Here is a 20,608-nt window from a genome sequence, read left to right on the forward strand (position 1 = left end):
CACTCCTAAAATACCTACTCACTGGATATGAGTAGGTATTTTATTTTCTGATCATTAAACGCCGATTATATCCATCATCTTTTCATAGCTATCCACAACAGCATACTTAACTTCACTGTTTGAAATCAACGCAAAATGCTGACGCGCTGATTCAATTTTAGCGTTTTCAACGCCTTTTAACTTGAGGCCAATATTATCTGAGACGCCTTTAGTTTCAGCGATGAAATACACATGCTTTTGTTCTGGTTCATTTAGTACAACCGCCCAGTCTGGATTATATTTCCCAACTGGTGTATTGATGTAGAACCCACCCGGTAATTTCACATACATTTCAACGTTACTTTGCACGTCTAATTCATTGGCAAATTTCTTTTCTGTTTTCGAATCTGTACGAACGCGGTCATATAAATGGTTTTTCACATCCCAGACGTTATCTCCCAATATGCCTTGGATATCACTATTAGCAAAAATCGCCTCTTCATCCCAGACTTCGTCTAATTTGTTGTAAGTAATGTGTGAGATAATATTCTGCGCTTTAACCGCATTAATGATACTGCCTACTTTAACAATGAAGCTTTCTGGATTCGAGCGATACTTAGCAAACTGTGCTGGATCAATACCTGCCAAAATTTGGCCAACAGTTTTGCGCAATAAGCCAACAATTTGTGCGACTTCACCAATCAAATCATATTTCACGCGATTACTTGGCGTCGCAATGTATTCTTCGTGCTTTTCATTAATTGAAAACGTTGTCTCTGTGTCCCTGGCGCTCATTTCACCTTGAGTAATTCGAGCCTTTAGAGTAGCAACAATTAAATTTTGATTAATATCATCGATTGATTTCTTAATAATTTCATCATCGCTAAAATCCACCGTATAGTAACTCTTGCGGTTAATCTTTGACCACAACTCTTTAAAGGTTGCACTGGCATATTTTTCTTTGTTAAGCTTCAAAGTCACGCGCTTGCGTTCAGGTTCCACTTCTAAATAATTCGGGTCGTAAACACTACTAACAAGGGCTTGAATTGACACCACGTAGTCTTGATATTCATCATCTAGCGCGTCAGCTATCGCCACAAATTGCTCTTCAGTGCTCAGCTCTTTATAGCTATCGGCAGTCTGCTTATCTTTGGTGATAATGTCATTGCTTTTTAGGCTTGCCCAGATTTCAGCAGCTTGCGAGTTGTCAATCGTCATTGTTGAGACGACTTGATCATTTTCGTCCTTAACGACTAACTCACGCCCTTCAAATAACTTGGGCTCAACATATTTTGGACGATTCTTAACCGCTTCCGCAAATTCTGATTGCAAGTCACGCGCAAAGGTATCATAACTTTCGTTGGCGATAACTGTTAGCACATTAACTTGCTGAACTTCCCCTTCACCAAGTGCATCTGCATCTTGACGCTCACCATTTAGGTTAACTGAAAGACGCAAACCACGCCCAATTTCTTGACGCTTTTTAATGTCTGATGATGATTGGCGTAATGTCGCAATTTGGAAAACGTTAGGATTATCCCAACCTTCTTTCAAGGCTGAATGTGAAAATATAAAGCGCACTGGTTCATCAAATGATAACAGACGCTCTTTATTTTTCATAATCAGATCATAAGCTGAAATATCATCACTAGCTGCACTGCCACGCTTCACCTTGCTATCAATGGACTTACCTTTCTTGTCCACCGAGAAATAGCCAGCGTGAACAGCGTCAGGCGCATCAATATCACGTTCTAAGTAGGTCCGATAGTCTACTGGCATCAGCGTGTCGACTAAGCGGTCGCGGACAATGTTGTCGTATTCCTCTTCGAACATTACAGCATATGCGCCCTTGTCATCAATCGCATCGTAATCTTTATACTTCACCACTTCATCAATAAAGAACAACGAAAGTGTTTTTATCCCAAGTTTAAATAAACTAGCTTCTTTATTCAAATGCGAATGAATTGTTTCCCGAATCTGAATTCGACGCAGATCATCATCGCTGGCATTTCCAACAACTTCACCAGCGTGTATCTTCATGCCATTGGTAAATTCAACGAATTGTTCAACGGCGTTAATCTCAGAAATAACAAAGCCACTCTTATAGGATTCAACTTCACCAGACAGTGGATAAATGTTATCCCCACGGTCGAGTAATCTAGAATTTTTGACAATTTTACCCGTGGCAGCAATCTTTTCAAATTGTACTCGCGCTTTCAGATTCGGCTTTTCAACAATTGATTCAAGGTACAAATAACCAGTTGAGGCCGTTGAGCCGGAAATTTCAATACCTTTCACACTGATTTTTTTAACCAGTTGCTTCTGGTAAGCATCTACAGCATCCAAACGATAGACCATGTTGTAATTATCGCGATGTGTAGCTGAATAGTTGATGAAAAACAAGGGATTAAACTTGGCCAATCCAACACGGGTAGCATTTAATTCTGCCTTTGAGGCATTATCACCTAACACTGATTGGGGTTCATCAATAATCATAATTGGGTTAGTCGCCGCAATCACGTCAATCGGGCGACGACCACGGAACTGATCGAGTACCATATCAATACGCCTTGCATCAGCGCCACGAGCGTTAAAAGCTTGTGTGTTCACAATCATCACGTTAATACCAGAATCAGATGCAAAAGCTTCAATCTTATCCAGCTGGCTCGAGTTGTAAACGAATGGACGAATCGCAATGCCATATTCTGATTTAAAATGATCAGCTGTAGATTCAAACGTTTTCGCTACGCCTTCGCGAATCGCGATACTTGGCACGACAATAATGAACTTCGACCAACCGTATAGTTTGTGCAATTCAAACATGGTTTTGATGTAGGTGTATGTCTTCCCCGTTCCAGTTTCCATCTCAACCGTTAATGTTAAGCTTTCACGAGAATTGTCATTTTTAGTCGCTTTATCTTTGCCACCAACGGCCATTTTAACTAACTTACTATCCGTTAAAATGCCGTTATCTCTTTGGACTGACTTGATGTTTTGCAACAGGTCAGCATCAGATAAGGCCATTTTTTCATTTTTGAAGCCACTGTTAACGTCCAAAGTGACGTTTTGTTCATCTCCAGTGTCCATCAAATAGGACACGCCGCTTTGTTTGGGTTGTCCTGAAAATACAGCCGTCACCGCGTTAACGGCATCTATCTGAAATTGTTGTTGCTTATATTGAAGTTTCATAAGGCTCCTTTTTTAAAATATATGTTAAAATATAGTTATCAAACTACAAGAGGTATAATTATGACTACAACAGCCACCAGTATTCGTATGGACGATGACCTTAAGCAAGCCGTCAATGAAAAGCTCGACGCCCTTGGTATGAACTTTAATACCTTTGTCGTCATGGCGTCAAAGCAACTCGTCGCACAAAATAAGCTACCTTTTGAGACGACTGTGCCAAAGCCCTTTGACCATGAAGCAGCCATCAAAGAATTAGAGAAGTTACTGGCACACTCTGACTATGAACTCAACTACAATCGTGACAAGGCAATCCCAATTCAACAAGTCGCTGAAGAACTGGCGAGGTATGAGTTTGAGTGATTATCAAGTCCTGATTACTGAAATCGCACAACAAGAAATTATTGCGATCGGTCATTATATCAATGATAAATTCAAAAGCCCTGATACTGCCAGAAAAACGATGTTCAATATTGTTAAAGGTGCAAATCGGCTCAGTTATAGCGCAGACGGCTTTCCTTTTGTGAAAAATCGTTTTGAGGTCAGCATAACTATCAATATTTCATGCCCTACCAACAATACCTTGCACTATTTTATATCGATAAATCTGAAAAGGCAGTCTACGTCACGCATGTTTTGACTAAAGGTCAAAATGTCATGCAATTATTTTCAGATGATTGAACACCGTGAGGCGTTTTTATTTTTGATAAAATTTTTTACTTACTTCTCTCTATCTTACTTAGTCTTTCACTTTTTTCTTGATCATTCTCAAAATCTGACGTACTGGGTAATCGCTTCGCTTTATTTTCTGTATAGAACAACATTTTCAAAAGCAGTCTGATTGTACGATAGGACATCCCGACAAATACACCAACGACAAATATCCATATCCAAAATCCAAGTTCATTCCATTTCACAAAAAAATGTAGGGAATTAAGTCTAAGTACAATGCTGGAATTAAATCTTAACGCCTGCATTATCAAAGAAACAACATATGCCATAAACGAAAAAGATAGAGATTGAATCAAATTAGACTGAAAAATTTTATCTAAATCATTATCTCTAAATGTTTTCAATAGCTTGCTATCTGCAATAAAGACTAACCCATACATTGCAGTATAAAATCCTATGACTAATCCCGAGAACTGAATTATTGATTCAAGTATATTTTCGTAACCCTGCATACCCACATGCCAATTCAACCAGAAAGAAACAATTAACAATATAACTCCTAATAACCAGGGGTAAATTCTATTTAACAGTGTATTTTTCATATCATTTACCGAATTGCTTGATTAATAGAAGTTTTCCTAGCTTCCCTGTTAATGTTCCCGTTATAAATCCCTTGCATTTCATATAAAACCACATCCGGACGTAACCGAGATTTTGGTGGCAACTCAAATATATACTCGTCCTTGATAGTCGCCTTTAATAGATTAAGTATTTCCATTTTATTATTTTCGTTAATATATGAAACGCTTGCTTTGCCAACAGAATTTGGATTTTGTTCGATTTCATTTAAAATTTCGTTGACTTGCCTATCATCCAATAAGTTTTCTTTACTTCGTGGTGCAGTTGATATTGTGAATTCGACATCTAATCCCGAAACTGGTTCTGCGGCAGCAATTATATTTTCCAATACACCACTAAAAGAATTCCCAATTTTCTGCACAATATTTCGCTTTGAATCATATTTATTAGCAGTCTTTACTGTTATTTTTTTAAATCCATGTGCTAATTTTGCTTTAGAAAACGCATCTTTTGAGATTATAGGGATCAATTCAATAATTTCCTTATCATCTGCATCTCGTCCCTTATTCCAAAAATGATTAATATATTCTGTTATCCCTTTAAAGGATAGTCCCTGAATATTTCTTTGCAGCATTAACACCGAATTTTCAGGATCAAAAATTGCAAAGGTGTCTTGTGCTGGAAATTCATTATCTTCTAATTCAAAGTCTTCTTCTTCATCTGAATCACGTTTCCCAACATAAGACATTTGTGTTTCTGATAGACGCATAAATTGCATTTCGAGTTGATTATGTTCATTAAGAGTTTGCTTTTGTAATCTAACAGTGTCTCCACCAAAATCCCAGTTTTTTTCTTCAACAGATGTAATCGGTTCCATAATGTCAGTGGCCCACTGTGACAAATCAAACAAGAATTTTTTTCTCTCCTCTCCTACTTTTCGGTCTACAAATAATTGATAATAATTAAAAATAATTTTTTTACGATTATCATCTCCATATGCTGGCATATCAAATCACCTTGACTTTCGTATCAGGGCTAATAATCCGGAATTGTTCTAGAACATTGACCTTATCAGCAGACTTATTAAAAGTAGTTTCTTTAAATACAGCAATAAGTGGCTTTAGCTTGGCAATTTCGCGGGTCAATTCATCAGTAAGATTATCGCCAAAGTACGCAATCACACCAGATAATTCACCAAAATAGTCGTACTTGATGGTTTCTTCATCATTTATTGTCTCGTTTGAAATTTGACGGTTGTATTCCAAAGCGCCATCAACCAAAACATCATATAGTAAATCAAAATCACTGCGTTCATCTGCTTGATTATCTACATCAAGCAAGAGAGATTCTTGATTTAAATTATCGGCTGTTTTGAACACATCTTCTTTGATACCAACTTTATCGACTTTCAATGCACGGAATCCGCTTGTGTCACCAATCTTTGCAGCTGCACGACGGATGCGTTCGCGGGAAATTTGATCAATTGTAGAATATCCAGCTTTGCGGGCTTCAGAATTTTCGGGCGTTTCTTCATCTAATGTCGCAACAATAAACTTACGATTGCCGCCATCTTCTTTATTAAGTTGCATGGCTGCATCTGCTGTTGTTCCAGAACCCGCAAAGAAATCCAGAATCAAACTGCCTGAATCTGTGGAAATTTGAATTATATCTTTTATTAAATCAACGGCCTTAGGACTGGAAAATAACTTATCACCTAACAAATTCTTTATTTGATTTGTACCATTTCCAGAACTATACTCTGGTTTATAAAATACTGATTTTGGTTTCTTTGACGGTAAATCCCCCAGCTCAGGTCGTTGCTTTTTATACAAAGAAAATCCATTTTCTGAATTAGTGACAATAACGTCATAAAGTTGATTCGACATTTTTTCTTTCGACCAACGCCATGACATTTCTTGACCATTAGTTATCGGAAGCAATTCAATATCATCATCATTTATTTTATGAAGTGATACCTGTTTTTGGCTATTCAAATATACTGGATAAAACAAATTAGGGCGTTTTTCCCTGGGTGCATTTACTCCAGTAGACTTGAGATTCGCTCCTTTCTTAAAGTATCCATTATCATCAATTTCCCAATCATTTATACTTTCATCGTCTATTGACAAATTTCCAAATTCAGCCTTTTCTACATTCTTTGAGGTCACTACCAAATATTCATGTGTTCCTGCGAATGCAAATTGATCTTGATTACCTTTTAAATTACTAATAACCGGAACCGAAGCGACAAAATTATCTTCCCCAAAAACCTCATCCATCAACAACTTCAAATTAGCCTGTTCATTATCATCAATACTGACAAAAATCACCCCAGTATCACTCAACAAATTACGCGCCAATTTCAAGCGTGGATACATCATACTCAACCAATCAGAATGATAGCGACCATTTGACTTTTCATTTTTAACCAGACGGTTGCCGTACTCATCAACACTGCCATCAGCGATATCAGCTTCTTTTTGCGTTTGTTTGAAGTTATCGTGATAAACGAAATCTTTCCCTGTGTTATATGGCGGATCTATTAAGACGTTGTCTTTGATACACTGACAATTTGGGTTTGAACTCTGACATTTTGCCTTTTTACTCTGACAAATTGGGTAGAACTCTGACATTTTGGGTACTCGGAGAAATTGGGTGCGGGGAAATATTGTATTGCAGGGATTTTAGAGCATTTAAAAGCACCCTACTGATTTGGTAGAGTGCAAAGTCAAATATTATTTTTTATTTCGTCTAATACTTAGTTACGAGATTTTGTCAACGACCCTTTCCAATGTGCATCGAAATGACTATTGGCATCATTATCAATAAATATTTGCTTAAAAAGTTCCAATAACTCTTCAGTAGACTCAGTAAATGATTCAGCTGACAGACTATCAATGGCTGAATGCGAATTTACATTAAACAATTTTAAATACTGTTCATTTCCTCGATAAAAATTATCCTGACTAATTTTAGTAAATTCCATATATGTTTCAATAATACGGCGCATTGAATTAAGCATAGAATTTCTTAACCCATTTTTTGATAAATCCTGAAGTTCTACCCACAGTGCATCATAGTTTGTTTTAAAATCTTCTTTCTCACTCTTAATTAAATTAAACCGTCCTGATTCCAAGCGATAAAAATTAATTTTATCGTATTTTGAAATTTCTTTTACTATATCTTCCCCATCAACATTTTGTTTTTTTAACTCTTTGAAATTTCCATGGGGTTGAACATTTAAATAAAAATGAATGTTATGTGTTAAAATCAATAAGTAATCCCTTTGCGGATTGCATTTATGGCTTTCTTTACCTTGATATAATCTCTGGAGTTCCGTAATTATTAAATATTGCATTGTTGCATCATTAGAGTTCATAGGGTCATCAAAAATAATAATTTTAGGCAATGAAGTTTTATTTTGATTTTCTTCAAGTTTTTCTTCAAGTTTTTCTATAAAATACAGAAACGCTATTACATTTTTTTCTCCCGTTGAAAGCTCCTTCACTCCTCTATAAGTAGGATTACCTTCCACATCATTCTGCACAATTCGATAGTATCCAGAATCTTCATTCGAATAATAGTCTACTTGCCATGGTACTGATACCTTTAATCTTTTATTGATATTAATAACAGCTTGCTTTTCTGCTTTTGGTTTTAATTTTTCGATTTCACTCTTCAAATTATCTATATCATTTTGAACAGACTGTCTCTCTTTTTCTTTCTCGTCAAAATCATTTTGAGCACTTTCAAACAACTCATCAGCTTTTTTTGATTCAGATTTTTTGACATCAAAATTAAATTCATTTAATAAACATTTAATCTCATGATAACGTAATTTTTCTTTAGACTTTGTTTTTTCACTCTCGATATTTTTCCCAAAATTATTATTTTTATCAATAATTTCATTTAATGGTTCAGTATCAATACTACTTGGAATATCTAACATCAATTGCTCCGTTTTACTGAATAAATTCTTTTCTTTACCTTCAAGAGCACTTTTGATTTTGTCCAAAAATTGGATTGCTTCTATTTTTTGCTTCTCAATCTCTTCATAGCATTTTTTTGCCTCCTCAATGTAGGGTGAATTAAAACCTGACTCATTCAGTTTAATAATATTAATTTGTTCAATTTGGTGTTCCACCTCTTTTTTCTTTTTTAAAATTATATTTTGTAGTTCTTTGACCTCGTCAGCTGAGAAATAATTTTCAAGTTCATCAAATGTTGCTTGTGATATTTCGTTTCCACAAAAGGCACAAACTTCTCCATTATTATGAGCATGAATTTCTAATCCCTTTTGTGCAAAATTTGTTTTTTCTTGATTATTATAAAATCTATTAATTATAGTTTTTTCTTTAACTTCGCTATTTAAAATTTCATTAACGCTCTCAAAAATTGTACGAAACTCAAAATCTACGCATGGTAACTTGTCAGCTGATTTTGCATTTGATTGTAATATTTCTCTTAAAGTCTCTATTTCAATATCTTGCAACAAGGATGCTTTAGGGATTTCATCCTCAAAATCTTTTCTTTGATAAGTTGTCTTAGCAATCTGAGGATCCGAGCAGTTCTTAATTTTTGCAGCTGATTTCTTGTAAAAATCAGTTATTTCTTTTGATTTTTTAGCTTTCTCAGATTCTGCTTTTTTTAAACTTGTAAAATAATTTACAGTTTTAGCATTATCTGGCTCAATTAATGAATTTTTAATTCCTTTAACAACTTTTTTCTTCTCTTGAATATCGAATTCTTTCTTTTCAATTTCATCTTCATTCTTATCTGCATTTACCGCTAATGTAAAGGCATCTAAATTTTTATTTTCACCTAGTAAAGCATCAAATCCTTGGTATAATTCAACATCATATTTTGAAGAAAATTGGTGTTTGATAATTTCTGCAAATGTAGATTTTCCAGAACCGTTTCTAGCAAAAATAAAATTTTTATTTTTAAGGGTAACTTCTGAATCTTTAAATACCTTTATTCCATCCCCAAATACATGTTGTGATAAATCAACAGTAATTTCATCCATTAGTACACACCTCCTGCATTTAATGTTGCTCTCACTCTGTTCATATATTCTTTTCTCCGTCAACTTTTCTCAATATCACAATTATATCATTTTGAACATTTATTTGATAGCCGCCTTAAGCTGAAAATTGTTTTTTATAAATACAAAAACAGCACTCCACAATCAATGCAGAATGCCATCCTTTCATTTTCTTCCTATTTGTCTATCTCCGTCCCGTCCTTAAATCTAACTTTTATACCTCCGTCCCTATTGACCTCAATGAAATCAACCAGACTGCACCACAAGTCCTCATCAAAATCAGTAATCAAATCCAAACTCTCAAGTTCTTTCAGAAACATCTCAATCTGTTCCCTGCGTGCTTGCTTTTCAACTATCTGCTCTTTGACTTTTGCCTGTCTAACATTCGCCCTATCAAACCTTTCAACCAAGCTATTATACCGTTTCTCGTATTCTGCTTGGTCAAGTGCGACTCGTGAGTTCTCAGCGATAACTTCTTGAATCAACCCTGCAACCACGTTGATTTCATTTTCTAGCTCCGTTTCCTCTTTTTCAAGTTTCTCAGTTGAAAACAGCATACCTTTAATGGTGTCAAAGTTCTCAAGTATTTCAGCTTTGTTGTCAATTAACTGATTAGTTGCCTTGATGAATATTTGCTTGATGTCATCTTCTTTAAGATGTGGCGTTTGACATTTCTCCCCCTCAAACTTATGATTGCACTGCCATATAGTTCTTCGGTACTTATCCGTGGAGTGCCAAACCTTTGAGCCATACCAACTGCTACAATCTCCACATTTTATCTTACTTGAAAAAATATTCACACTGCTGTATCTGTTCTTGCCATTCTTTCTTAAAGCCAATTGCTTTTGTACCATGTCAAACACTTCTGGGCTGATAATTGCTGGGTGATTACCTTTGACATAATACTGTGGAATCTCGCCTTCGTTGGCTTTCTTTTTCTTGGATAAGAAGTCGATTGTGTAAGATTTTTGGAGTAATGCATCACCTTTATACTTTTCGTTGCTTAAAATACTTTTTATATTACTCGGATTCCATTTTGGTTTGCCACCCGGTGATAATATCCCTTCATCAGATAATTGTCTAGCTATGGCATGAGGGGATATGCCTTTTAGAAACAAACCGTAAATTCTGCGAACCGTGATGGCTTGTTCTTCGTTTATCACAAGGTTTCTATCTTCGCCCATATCGTAGCCGAGAAATCTCTTAAAGGGCACTGTCACTTTTCCGTCAGAAAATCTCTTTCGCTGACCCCAAGTACAGTTTTCTGAAATTGACCTTGACTCCTCTTGAGCAAGGGAACTCATAATGGTAAGCAGGAGTTCCCCTTTGCCGTCAAAAGTCCAAATGTTCTCTTTCTCAAAATAACACTCCACGCCATGTTCTTTTAGCTTTCGTATGGTGCTTAAGCTATCTACCGTGTTCCTCGCAAACCTACTGACGGACTTCGTGATGATAAGGTTGATATGACCGTCAAGTGCCTCAGCTATCATCTTTTTAAACCCGACACGCTTTTTGGTATTAGTCGCTGTAATTCCTTCGTCCGCAAACATTCCCGCAAACTCCCAATCTTCACGACCCTTGATGTAATTCGTGTAGTAATCAATCTGTGCCTCATAGCTTGACACTTGGTCTTCGTGGTCAGTTGAAACACGAGCATAGGCGGCAACTTTACGTTTCTTCATTTCATTTATCGGTGTCTGACTAAACTTGCCAATCGTTGCTGGTATTGTTGTTACTTTCTTTGTCACGTCTTTCCCTCCATTTATTCTTTTGAAACTCGCTCATTTGCGTTCTCATTTCTCTCGTCCACTCAGGAGTTCTTGAAGACGTATGCGATTCATATGTCCGAGTTTCAGAATGACCGTCTTTGAACAGAAATATAAGTTCATGGTCTTGAATACTGATTTGTTTTATTTTATTGATAAACACATCACTATCAAATTTTGATAAACCCAAAACTTCTGCAGAAATTTCCTCCAATTGCCATTCTTTGATATTACAGGATTGACAATATTTTTTACCCTTATTATTCTTGGTTGCACAACACCAATAGCGATAAGGACTTTTTATCTTTTTGCGTTGTTTTCTTTGAAAGTTCTTACCACAATGCCCACATTTGATTTTGCTTGTAAAGCAAGTGGTGTTCAAACTCCAATTAGATGTTGCCCCCTCCGAAAGGCGTCTAGCTCGTTCCTCTGTTACCGCATGCCAAGTCTCCATTGAAATAATTGGTTCATGATGATTTTCCACAAAATACTGTGGCAATTCTCCTTTGTTGCGTTTACTCTTTTTGGTAATTGAATCCACGATATATTCTTTTTGAAGATGAAGTGTCCCAGTATACGTGATATTCAGAAGTATTGCGCGAACAGCGGGACCACCAAATCTCCCACCGCGAAAACTTTTACACCCCATTTCATTTAACTTTTTCGCTGTCTGTTCAGCTGAAATTTTATTCAAATAACTGTCAAAGATGAATTTCACATTCTCTGCCTCTTCAGGAACAACAATCAATTCTTCCCCAATCCAGCGGTAGCCATAGAGATTTTGCTTGGAATTTGGCAGACCTTGCTTGTAACGTTTTTGTATCACCCACTTGATGTTTTCTGAAATAGAGCGACTTTCCTCTTGTGCAAATGAGGCAAGAATTGATAACATCAACTCACCATCACCGCTTAAAGAGCGTATATTCTCTTTTTCAAATCTCACCTCAACGCCAATCTCTCGTAAGTGTCTGACTGTCTCAAGCAAGTCTACTGTGTTTCTTGCAAACCGTGAAATAGATTTTGTCAAAATGATGTCGATTTGACCTTTCTCGCAATCGGCTATCATTCGTTGAAATTCTGTTCTTGCACCTGTGCTTGTTCCAGATATACCTCCGTCAGAATACACGCCTACATACGCCCATTCGGGATTGTTCTGTATGTATGAACTATAGTAACTGACTTGAGCAGATAGTGAGTGCATGGTTCTACCTTTTTCAACGGACACTCTAGCGTAAGCCGCCACCCGTTTTCGCTTTTCAAATTGAGGCGTTTTTGCGTCGATTTTCTGTATTGTTTTCATGGTTTTCCTCCTTTCTTTCCACTACCATATATCACTCTAAAGCCTTGTAAAGTCAAGCCTTATCAGCTAATAATAGACCTATATATGGTTGATATTTTTCAAGAAGAAAAGCATCTATTTTTCTATAATCGCTCTCCGTAACGATGCCTTTTTCAAGCATGGATTTAGCCAAAGAAAGTGAAACCGAATACATCATGTCATTTTTGATTTCTTTCTCACTCATGATGCTCACCACCTTTAAAACGGTCAGTCACATAACATTCATGCGAGCAATATTTTCTTTTTTCATGTTGGTAAGCTAAAAATTCTTTGCCACAATATTTACAGGAGATGACTTTAGCTTTACCTTTTTTGGATTCATTTCGATGTTTTCGCCACCATATATCACGACAAGTAGCGCTACAAAACTTCAGTTGTTTTTTCTTCTCCTCTTGGCGTAATTCCTTGCCACATTCTTTGCAGTAAAATCCAATGGAAACATCAGTATTTGGTTTCGCCATCACGCCAGTAAGCTGATTCTTCCGACAAAATGATTTGATTGTATCAACGGGTAGTTCTAGTGCCATAGCTACTCGCTTATAACCCAACCCTTGATGGCGTAAATTCTTTATTTGTTCTCTTTGATAGTCATTCATAATTTCTTCCTCCTCAAGTTACAGGCGAAGAAATTTGAATGAAGTAAACCCTTCTGATATAAATTTCTTCTGTCCTTATCTATAAGCGAAGAATCAGTGAAAATCGAACCCTCTAGTAGTCAGAAATTTTGACAAAAGAAAAAAGCCTGTAAGAATGTAATGCTACATCCTTACAGGCTTTTGGTTATTATCCTAATTTTTTATTCACGAGTGCTTGAACTGCATTGTAGTCATAACCCGCTGCTATAATACGTTGCCGTCTGGTATCGCCATTGCCATAGTCGCCACGGATGACCGCATCAGCTATGGCGTTCAAATCTACCGCTGGTTTTGAAACTGGTGTACTACCAAGCAGTTCATTGACCTTGGCTTGTACTTGATCGTAGTTGTAACCTTTTGCCTCAAGGTTGCGCTTGCGGTCTGCACCATTGCCAAAGTTTCCTGCAATGACTTGTTTAGCGATTGCTGTCAAATCTGGTTTGACTGGTTGTGGCGTTGGTGCTGATGTGCTACTCGTATATACTGATTTGCCATTACCGTCAAATACTGAATAGCCTTTGTTACTATCCGCACATTTCTTGGCATTAGCTAAATCCTTGAATGCACCCTTTTGTGATTTCACGTCTGCCCATGTTTTACGGACTCGATAAAGGACACTTGATGGTGCTATTGGAGCAGGAGTGCTATTATTAATCGCATTCGCCTTATCCGCAATATACTGCAATTTATTCAGTAATTGTCCTGGACAAGCAGTCGCTGAGAAGTGCGAATGTGGGAAGATATTTTTATATGGGACGAGTTGCCCTAAGCCTTGACGTTTGGCAATATCCGCACACAATTTCGCACTGGCGTCAATCGTAGCTTGATTAATTCCCCAAGCTGGACTACCTGTGCTATTACAATGTTCAATTCCGATACTTGAAATATTCGCATTCCAGTTTCCTGCGTGCCATGCCGTGTTGTTCTCATCTACATAAGCATGAATTTCTCCGTTCTTGCCAATGCCATAATGTGCTGAAGCTTGACGTGTTTGCCAAATACTTGGTACGCTATCAAAGTTAGTAGTTGCCATGTGATGAATGACGATTTTATCTATTTTCGCACCAGAACGTCCTGCTGTGAAATGTGGGAAACTCTGAAAGCCAAATGGACTTGCTAATGTACTAATACTCATGTTATTTATCCTCCGTTTTGTCGTGTAATTGTTCTAAAATATCCGTTAATTTTTGTGGGATTGGTAAACCAATCTTGCTGGCATTTTCCAAAAGAGAAATGCCCTCGTTTGAAATGTAAAAGAAAATGACTGCATCTCGCAAGATACTGCCGTTGCCAATAATCTCTAAGTCAAGCAAATGTGCGACACCAACCAATAAGAAAATCATGATTTTCTTTGTAATGCCGTGTGCACCAATTTTGCTTGATAACTTCTTATCTGCGACCGCTCGCAGAATGCCTGTGATGTAGTCAACGACCACAAAGGCGACCAGTGTATATAACAATCCGTCAAATCCTCCTAAAAACCAACCTGTGAATCCGCCTACTGCACTAAGTGCTATTTGAATCCAGTTCCATGTTTCTTTCATTTTCGTATCCTCACTTTCTGCATGATAAAAGGCACTTCAAAACCATAGTTTCAAAATGCCTTAGAGTAATTACTTTTTTAGATTTATTCTTCTATCCGCTTATTTCGTCAGTCGTTTGTGGGACATAACTTGCACGCTTTGCCTGTGCTTGTTTGTAAGTCTCCGTGATAAACTTTGTGAGATCACTTTTTACTTCTGTTGAGACTTTTTTATCAGCGTCAAAAATCGCATTCGCAATCTGACCTGTGACTGAAATATTGAAATTGCCATCCGTTGAAACATTCGCCGAATAGTAGACCGCATCTGCTCCATTGATGTTGGATGATGCTGAAATCGTGCCTTGTGAGATTAAGTTTGTCAAAGCCATTTAAAGTTCCTCCTCTAGTTTTTCCATTAATTCATCAAAAATCATGGCATCTTGATTGGCTAATTTTATATCAAGCTCGTTTAGTGCTGTAACCAAGAGACGTATCTGGTCCTTAATTTCCGCAATGTCTATATTCACGTTTTCGTTCAATAAGTCTTGATATTCGGCATGATAGTCACTCGCACTTTCCACTTGTAAGCGATACCCTGAGTCACTTTCGACAAGTTTTCCGTCCTCATCACGTTCGCCATATAGTTCTAGTAACGCTTTTTCATCTGCCCCAAAGGCCTCAACTTTTGCCATTAATTTTTTGACGAGTTTTGTGCGACAACGGCTGACTTTAGGAGTAAGTTCTAAAGTTCCGAGAAAGTTGACAATTGGGACAAGTTCCTCATTGTTAAATGTAAGCATTGATTTTTTTCCTCCAATTTTTCTATTTTATTTGCTAATTGCTGAATCGCTATCCAAGAGAGCGAAGTCATCGCATATAAATTTACCGCCTGTTCATCATGAATGATGTCTGGTAAATAATACGCTTTTGTCTGATGTAAATCGTCAATAATCGGTGATAACTGTCTGTCATGCGGATTGTTCTTGTAGGTGTACTCAACAATATCCGTTTGACAGATTTCTGACAGTGCATCTCCCTTATAGTTACCCTTGACATCCTTTAGTGACAAAAGTGAACTTGAGGCAAAGCCGTCCGCACTGAGAATCTTTTGATTGAACCAGAAATAACTGCCACCCGATTGCCCACCCGGAACACGAAAATTCATGGTACACTTATCGACTGCATATTGAATCGTTGCATCTGTTGTCGCGTTAAAGACAAAGGCACCGCCCTCCGTAATAATATGCCCATGAGCTCTTAGTGCATTCCAAACATGGACATAATCATAAATATTTAAGGCACCTGTCGCCACATTGGTATTTGCACCATAGTCCATCCCTGTTTCGGCTCTTAACATAAAAGTTGTGCCATTCGAGCGAGTAAAGGCGATATGTTTCGTTCCAGAACCATAACCACCAATATACAAACCTTGGGTGCTCATAGTGTTCCCACTACTATCTTTCCAGTTGGCAAAGATAATCTGAGCTTTGCTTTGAATCCTCATCCCTGTTGCCGTGACATTGGTATACGTATCTGTGGCAAACAAGTCCAAACTTGTTGCTTTAATTTTGTCTGCTGTGATCGTATTCGCCCCAATTCTTGCCGCATTTAATGTCCCTGTTGTGATATTAGCGGCATTGAGATTGATAACATTTACCCCACTTGCATTGATAGTGCCTGATGTGAGCGTGCCGACATTTGCCGAGATGGATGATAAGGTGCTGATGGTCAGTTTTCCTGCCACGATGGAATTGGCGGCTAAACGGTCGACTGACAGGGTGCCTGTGGTAATGTTACTTGCATTCAAATTTTGAATGGTCGCAGATACTGCGTTAAGTTTTGTGATGAATGCCGCATCAATGGTCATTTTTGCAGCAGTCACGGCTCCTGCATTGATTTTCTCCGTTATGACGGAATTGGTCGCAAGTTTTCCTGCAACGATGGCATTGGCAGCTAAGCGGTCAACCGACAAGGTGCCTGTTGTGATTTTTGTCGCATTGATGTTTGTGAAATTACCACTTACAGCATTGATTTTGTCGAAGAATCCTGTGTCGACTGTGATTTTATCACCTGTGATAGCGCCTGTCACAACCATATTGCCAACGACCGATAACGCACCCGCTGATGATGAATAGGGGGCTACCTTTGTCCCATAATTCAACATAAACCGTGTCGCATATAATCTGACTTGACCTTTTACAACAAGCATGGCTCTTATTTGTGTTGTACTTGCAGGGGCTATGGCGTTTTCTAATTTTTGAACAGTTGTTCCTGTTGTTGTGACAACAGTGCCATTATTCTCTTGCAATATGGCACCTGTACTATCCAGAAACTCGATTTTTAATTTGTAATCCCCTGCGGCAACGGTTCCTCTGCTATAGAAATAAACCACTGCACTCATTGACCATATTGAGTTGGCTCTCGCACGAAATATCTGCTCAAGTGTTCGCCAATCAGCCGTTGTCACATCATCTGTCAAATTATTGAAGGCAATATAGTGACTCCTTGAACCTGCCTTATCTGTATAATAGGAATCTGAGATGCCAAATCCTCTCGTTAGACCACCTTGGCGCTGACTCCAACCGTCCAATACATTATTCGAATGAAATTCTGAATTGATGAATAGATTGCCAGCCGTTTCAATCGTTAGCTTGTTTGCGGAAATCAAAATGCCTTCGCTTGATAGGTTGATTTGATTAATGATATCGGCTTTTGTGACTCGAAGATTAATGTCTGTTGCCATTTGCGTGATTTTACTCTCAGCCGTTGTTATTTTTCCATTCAAACTATCTACAGAACTTTGACTTGCTTTCAGTTGAATCAAGCCTGCATGTTGTGTGATGGAACTTTCAGCGGTTGTTACTCTGTTGGTTAGACTATTAAGCGAAGTCTGACTGGCTTTCAAAGCAATCTGTCCTGCGTGTTCTGTGATGGATGTTTCAGCAGTGGTCATTCTACCTGTCAAACTATCCACCGAACTTTGACTTGCCTTTGTTGCAATCAAGGTCGCATGTTGTGTGATTGTCGTTTGAATCGTTGCAGCTGTTGTTTGAACCTCTAAAGTTGATACCAGCGCTTGATTCAGAGCTACATCCAAAACTGGGGTAGAGTAAGTTGTTGTGCCATTACTAAAGGTAGTTGCTACTCTCGACCAGTAGTATTTTCCACTTGCCCAAGTTGGCACAGCTGTTCCCCATGAACCGCCCGATTGGGCTGTTTGTGATGTTGACAGATAGAACTGGTCTTGGACGGTTGTGATAGTTGGGGCATTTGTTCCAGTAGAACCATCAGCGCCTTTTGCCCCTGTTGCACCAGTCTCTCCTGTCAGACCTTTCATACCAACTGAATAACTTGTGACGGTTGAATTATCCTGCAAGGTAAAAACTGTTCTCGTCCACAAATATTGACCAGCAGTTACAACTGGGATTGTCGCTCCCCACGTGCTTGTTGGTGCAGTTGTACCAGACGAACTTGCTTGATATGTCACGGCAGAACTTTTGACCGATTTCGCATGAGCATTTTGTGCTTGTGTCAAGGCTGTACTTGCATTTTCGATAGCACTATCTGCTTTCGCTACGGCATTGTTGGCATTTGTTTTAGCAGTTTCAGTTTCACTCAATGCTTGTGTGATTTGCGCATTCATTTGTGATTGAGCCTGTGATAAATCTTCTGCTAGCTGGGTTTGAAGGGCTTGATTTTCTGCCAAATCCGCCGTCAATTGGGTTTTGGTTTGTTCAAGTTCTTCATCAAGTTGTGCAAGGAGGCTTTCATTCTCAGCGATTTCCGCCTCTGCAATGATTCTTGCTTGTTCCAATGCCTCTAGTAATTGGTCTTTGGCAGATAAGTTTTCCTGCAGTTCTGCCATGGCTGGGTCTAAAATCTCATGAATACTGAACTCGATTTCTTCTTGGGTGGTTTCGGAAACCAAGAGATACCATTGTGTGACGCCCTCTCTTGTTTCATAAATCCACAACTCAATCTTATCGCCATTTTCCTTATACCAAATATCGCCAATCCGTGGATGATTGGGTGTGACTGTCCCGAAATAATTCGTATTTTTCCCATTCGCAGAGGTTAAAGCATAGTTGGCATCATCTACCGCTTGTTTGACATGAGTATCTACTCGTTTAATGTCTTTAGCAATGTCCGTAAATTTTGGTGTAACATTACCGAGGGAAACAGAAATGTAGGCTTGTAACAATGGATTGTAAGTATAAGACATCATCCGTGCCGTGATATTTAGTCCGTCTTCTTCATGAATCACAGATACCGTATCGCCAATATTAACCGTTTCAAGTGCTGCGAAATCTTTATATTCTTCCGTTTTTTCAAGTGGCGCAAATTCAACTTCATAGGTTGCGATTGGTAGGTCAATATGGTTTTTAGAATATTCTTGGTTAGCTAATTCTCGTAGTTTGGCACAGGCTTGTGCTTGAGTCAGTTCGCCCTCATTCGTTCCAACCTTGACTGAATCATACTTGATGACCTTAATTTTAGGTGCAACGTAGTGATTGATTCGAGGACTGTCCACATATTTTTCTGGTAAGAACAGACCATCAGAGCCTTCTGGCATTATCCGAGTGACAATGCTTGAATAATCAATAGTTGATTTGTAGCCTGTAAGATTCTTCTTGTCTCGAATCTGCACGCCATTATCGCTGCCACGTTTGTTGCTCATGATGATATGAAAATTATCACGAGTGATTTCGCCACCCCATCTCGCTTGAAAACTATTATCCAAATCTGTATCAAGTAATACCTCAGCAGGATTTAATCGCACCAGTCTCGCATTATTTGTTGTACTGATATTTGATGCACCTGTAAAATTATGGGAATACTGCGTGGCGTTGAGCAATTGATTCAAAGCTCCGCTACCATTTTTAATGGTGATAAACGTATCTTCAATCAGATTTTTCGCCAAATCATAAAAGACATGATAAGCGACAATATGACGTAATCCACCAAGTGCCTCACTTCTTTCACTGATTCTGAACAACTGGTCTGCCAGTTCTGGTACAGGGGCTCGCACAATTATTTCTGAGACAAGTTTCTCACTATGTGGCGCATGGATTGGGTAGTCAAATTCAAGCATGAACAGACCATTCAACTCTTCAGATACAATTGGATTTATCACATAATCATCAAGAATACCTAAACCGTTATTTGTGAAGCTTGTCTCTGTTTTATCAAAATAAGAAATCATAAATAGCGCCACCTCGGTTCTATTTCTAGTTTGGTTATGCCTGTGCCAAGCGTTACTTGATTGTTGCCAACATTGAAGATTGGAAAATCACCTGTCATATAATTATTTTGAGCCGTATTACCGTGATAACATTCTTTCAATTCACTATCAATGATGAGAGAATCTTGCAGTAAATTCAGGACGATTGGCTTTCCGTTAATGGTCAGTGTTCTTGTACCTGTACCGTATACCTTGATTCTAGGTAATGAATAAACACCACCGTTGTTAGTGACCACACCTGAACTTGTTCGATTCAAAATTGCCACATTGTTCAAGTAACGAAATGGCGCACAAACAAAAGTCAGCTCACTCTCCCAAAGGCTAGATAATAACTGTGTGAGTCCACTTGCCTTTACTTGCTTGATTTTGAAATGAACAGTGTTGTCATTACTAAAAGTAATGCGTTTTGCCTTGATTAATTGTGGCAAAACGTCTCGCCATTGTGTTTGACTTGATGTTGCAACCTTGAAAGTGAATGTGATGTCTGCCCAACCTTTTAAAATTTTGAGGGTGCCTTCTCGTCCATCAATTTCAATCGTATCCGCAAGCTGTTCTGACATTGGAATTGTCGGCGGTTGAGTTATCCGAAGTCCTAGATTGGTTCTGGAATTAATTGTGTCATCTAATATAAAAGCGTTCATCTC

The 20,608-nt window shown here is 38.1% G+C and carries 16 protein-coding genes; 1 reads left to right on the top strand and 15 read right to left on the bottom strand.

The features are described 5' to 3' along the window. Positions 1 to 54: 54 nt before the first annotated feature. Entirely contained in the window at positions 55 to 3,168 is a 3,114-nt protein-coding gene (locus Hs20B_RS03160; RefSeq protein ID WP_172355530.1) for a type III restriction-modification system endonuclease, read from the bottom strand. A 60-nt stretch (positions 3,169 to 3,228) separates the two neighbouring features. Between Hs20B_RS03160 and Hs20B_RS03165 the strand changes: the two genes are divergently transcribed. Next, on the top strand, positions 3,229 to 3,528 hold the full coding sequence (locus Hs20B_RS03165; RefSeq protein WP_228407456.1) for a type II toxin-antitoxin system RelB/DinJ family antitoxin: 300 nt from the start codon (positions 3,229 to 3,231) through the stop codon (positions 3,526 to 3,528). 353 nt (positions 3,529 to 3,881) lie between these two features. Here Hs20B_RS03165 and Hs20B_RS03170 read toward each other — a convergent pair whose 3' ends face one another. From Hs20B_RS03170 to Hs20B_RS03235, 14 genes are all read right to left on the bottom strand, one after another. Further along, positions 3,882 to 4,439, bottom strand: a complete 558-nt coding sequence (locus Hs20B_RS03170) for a hypothetical protein (protein ID WP_172355532.1) — start codon at positions 4,437 to 4,439, stop codon at positions 3,882 to 3,884. 5 nt (positions 4,440 to 4,444) lie between these two features. After that, entirely contained in the window at positions 4,445 to 5,422 is a 978-nt protein-coding gene (locus Hs20B_RS03175) for a DUF6731 family protein (RefSeq protein ID WP_172355534.1), read from the bottom strand. A gap of 1 nt (position 5,423) precedes the next feature. Beyond that, positions 5,424 to 7,049 carry a site-specific DNA-methyltransferase gene (locus Hs20B_RS03180; protein ID WP_172355536.1) on the bottom strand — a complete coding sequence of 542 codons (1,626 nt, stop codon included), beginning with the start codon at positions 7,047 to 7,049 and terminating at the stop codon, positions 5,424 to 5,426. A 125-nt stretch (positions 7,050 to 7,174) separates the two neighbouring features. After that, positions 7,175 to 9,442, bottom strand: a complete 2,268-nt coding sequence (locus tag Hs20B_RS03185; protein WP_172355538.1) for an AAA family ATPase — start codon at positions 9,440 to 9,442, stop codon at positions 7,175 to 7,177. A gap of 194 nt (positions 9,443 to 9,636) precedes the next feature. Next, a complete protein-coding gene (locus Hs20B_RS03190) occupies positions 9,637 to 11,208 on the bottom strand; it encodes a recombinase family protein (protein ID WP_191088433.1) in 1,572 nt (523 codons plus the stop codon). Further along, a complete protein-coding gene (locus Hs20B_RS03195; RefSeq protein ID WP_172355540.1) occupies positions 11,162 to 12,526 on the bottom strand; it encodes a recombinase family protein in 1,365 nt (454 codons plus the stop codon). The genes Hs20B_RS03190 and Hs20B_RS03195 overlap by 47 nt, the downstream gene beginning before the upstream one ends. Positions 12,527 to 12,578: 52 nt before the next feature. Beyond that, on the bottom strand, positions 12,579 to 12,749 hold the full coding sequence (locus tag Hs20B_RS03200) for an SHOCT domain-containing protein (RefSeq protein ID WP_172355542.1): 171 nt from the start codon (positions 12,747 to 12,749) through the stop codon (positions 12,579 to 12,581). Beyond that, positions 12,742 to 13,161 carry a hypothetical protein gene (locus tag Hs20B_RS03205; protein WP_172355544.1) on the bottom strand — a complete coding sequence of 140 codons (420 nt, stop codon included), beginning with the start codon at positions 13,159 to 13,161 and terminating at the stop codon, positions 12,742 to 12,744. The genes Hs20B_RS03200 and Hs20B_RS03205 overlap by 8 nt, the downstream gene beginning before the upstream one ends. Positions 13,162 to 13,348: 187 nt before the next feature. After that, on the bottom strand, positions 13,349 to 14,335 hold the full coding sequence (locus Hs20B_RS03210; protein ID WP_172355546.1) for an N-acetylmuramoyl-L-alanine amidase: 987 nt from the start codon (positions 14,333 to 14,335) through the stop codon (positions 13,349 to 13,351). Position 14,336: 1 nt separating this feature from the next. Further along, positions 14,337 to 14,744, bottom strand: a complete 408-nt coding sequence (locus Hs20B_RS03215) for a phage holin family protein (RefSeq protein ID WP_172355548.1) — start codon at positions 14,742 to 14,744, stop codon at positions 14,337 to 14,339. A gap of 91 nt (positions 14,745 to 14,835) precedes the next feature. Beyond that, positions 14,836 to 15,111 carry a hypothetical protein gene (locus Hs20B_RS03220; protein WP_172355550.1) on the bottom strand — a complete coding sequence of 92 codons (276 nt, stop codon included), beginning with the start codon at positions 15,109 to 15,111 and terminating at the stop codon, positions 14,836 to 14,838. Beyond that, positions 15,112 to 15,522 carry a DUF1617 family protein gene (locus Hs20B_RS03225; protein WP_172355552.1) on the bottom strand — a complete coding sequence of 137 codons (411 nt, stop codon included), beginning with the start codon at positions 15,520 to 15,522 and terminating at the stop codon, positions 15,112 to 15,114. After that, on the bottom strand, positions 15,465 to 19,925 hold the full coding sequence (locus Hs20B_RS03230; RefSeq protein WP_172355554.1) for a phage tail spike protein: 4,461 nt from the start codon (positions 19,923 to 19,925) through the stop codon (positions 15,465 to 15,467). Before Hs20B_RS03230 ends, Hs20B_RS03225 begins: the two co-directional genes overlap by 58 nt. Next, positions 19,922 to 20,605, bottom strand: coding sequence for a phage tail protein (locus tag Hs20B_RS03235; protein ID WP_172355556.1), 684 nt, complete (start codon positions 20,603 to 20,605; stop codon positions 19,922 to 19,924). The genes Hs20B_RS03230 and Hs20B_RS03235 overlap by 4 nt, the downstream gene beginning before the upstream one ends. Positions 20,606 to 20,608 lie beyond the last annotated feature (3 nt).

It is taken from the genome of Pseudolactococcus insecticola (assembly GCF_011170065.1).
Lineage (GTDB): Bacteria > Bacillota > Bacilli > Lactobacillales > Streptococcaceae > Pseudolactococcus > Pseudolactococcus insecticola.